At 59.2% G+C, this 2,130-nt stretch carries 1 protein-coding gene and 1 pseudogene; both read right to left on the bottom strand.

Features of this window, described 5'->3' with window-relative positions:
* Positions 1–1,114 (bottom strand): annotated as a pseudogene (gene glpK, locus BKN05_RS12200) (glycerol kinase GlpK); the annotation flags it as partial.
* 7 nt (positions 1,115–1,121) lie between these two features.
* Positions 1,122–1,976, bottom strand: a complete 855-nt coding sequence (locus tag BKN05_RS12195) for an HAD family hydrolase (RefSeq protein ID WP_284607557.1) — start codon at positions 1,974–1,976, stop codon at positions 1,122–1,124.
* Between the last annotated feature and the right edge of the window lie 154 nt (positions 1,977–2,130).

The following is a 2,130-nucleotide window of genomic DNA, read 5'->3' as shown; positions in this document are numbered from 1 at the left end:
ATCCGGCCGCCATCGCGGAGCAAACAACCCAGAAAACGCCGGGACAATATACACCCCACCGTTATCGTCGGCAGCGATCGATTCGCTCGAGGCAGCATCCGGGATAATCCCTAATTGATCACGCAACCACTGGATCAACGAGCCGCCCACTGCGACAGATCCCTCCAGTGCGTACACCGGCTTTTCCCCCTGTTGCTGGTACGCGACCGTGGTAAGCAAACCATGCTCAGAAAATTTCGGTTCCGTGCCGGTATTGAGCAGCAAAAACAGGCCAGTGCCGTAGGTATTTTTCGCATCACCGGGGTGGAAATAGCGCTGCCCGAACATAGCAGCTTGCTGGTCGCCCAAAATACCGGTGATCTGCACGCCGGTTAACGAACCACGGTGGCGCACCTCGCCCACCTCACCGATCGACGGGACGATCGTCGGCAAGATCTGTTTAGGCACGCGCACGGCTTCGCAGAGTTCATCGTCCCAGTCCAAGGTGTGCAGGTCGAGCAATAAGGTGCGCGAGGCATTAGTCACGTCGGTGATGTGTAGCGCTTCGCCGGAACCATTGTCACGGTGGTCCCCACTGCCCCGATCATCGTCGGCGTCGCTGTTTTCTTCTGCACCACCGGTGAGGTTCCACACCAGCCACGAATCAATGGTGCCGGCCAATAACTCGCCGCGCTCGGCGCGCTCACGGGCGCCGTCGACATGATCCAAAATCCACGCGATCTTCGGACCCGCCGGATAAGAATTGGCCAACAAACCGGTCTTCGCCTGCCACACCGTTGCATCAGAAAACTCCCCACCGGTGCGGGTATCCTGCCAGACAATCGCGTTATAAATCGGCTCCCCGGTGGCTTTCTCCCAGACGACGGCGGTCTCGCGCTGGTTGGTCACCCCCAGGGCTTTCACATCACGGGCGGTGATGTCGAGTTCCACCATCGCAGAAGAAATCACCCGGCGCGTGTTCGTCCAAATCTCATTCGGATCGTGTTCCACCCAACCTTTCCGCGGCATGATCTGCTGGTGTTCCAGCTGAGCTTGCGAGACCACTGTCCCGTCGCGGTCAAAAAATAAGGCACCGCGTGGATGTGGTGCCTTGGTCGAGTGCAGCGATATACATGGTTGTTCTACAGCCACCGTTCTATGATTTCGGCGATCCCGGCATCGTCGTTAGACCCAGTCACCATATCAGCCGCCTGGCGCACTCTCGGGTGTGCGTTTTCTACCGCGACCCCTAAACCGGCCCACTGCAACATTTCGATGTCATTGGGCATATCGCCGAAAGCCACCACCTCTTGGGCGTCCACCCCCAGGTGCTTGGCGAGATATTCCAGGCCAGCGGCCTTGTTGACCCCTGGTGCTGCGACCTCCAACAACCCCGCGTCGATGGAATATGTCAGATGTGCCCGCCGGCTATCAACGTGTTCTGCCAGCAACGCGTACATCTCGTTGGCGGTCATAGCCGGGTTGCGCAGCAGGAATTTCACGGCTGGTTTGTGCCACACCTGTTCCGTGGGAGCGGTAATAAATTGCGAATCCGCCCACGTGTGCGCATAGTTTTCCGCGGCAACAAATAGCTCGGTGGGGTCTTGCCGCACAGAATAACCGGCGTATTCTGCAGCGATACTCACCCCGCCATAGGGAGCAAAAATGTCTTGCGCAGTGTAGTAAACCTCTTCCATCAACTCTGGCGAGATTTCCGCGGCGGTAAGTACCTCATCAGCGGCACAGTCATAAATCACCGCACCGTTGGAGGTGACGCACACTGGGCGCACGGCGAGTTGCTCCAGCACCGGCTGCAACCAGCGAAAAGGCCGCCCCGTCGCAAGTGCGAAGTGCATTCCCTGTGCGGTGGCCTGGTGTACGGCATCGCGGACTCGCTGCGGCACACGGTCTGCCGAGTTCAGAAATGTACCGTCGATGTCACTCACGATCAACCGCGGGGCCGGGTCGACGGCGTCGGTTCCACAAGGCTGGCTCACTTGTGGTCTTTCTTTCCCGCTTTCGCTGCTTTTGCAGCTTTCTTCCGGTCACGTTCGGCCCGTGCGGCAGCATCAATCTCGGCGGCTTGTTCCAGGGTTGGTGCGGCCCCGCCCAACGATGCGGGCATCCACGGCAAGCCGGGCTCGAAAGGCC

The sequence above is a fragment of the Corynebacterium sp. S5S1 genome (genome assembly GCF_001913985.1).
Lineage (GTDB): Bacteria > Actinomycetota > Actinomycetes > Mycobacteriales > Mycobacteriaceae > Corynebacterium > Corynebacterium marquesiae.
Note: the sequence above shows the minus strand (reverse complement) of the source record. Positions and strands in the feature narration are given on the sequence as shown.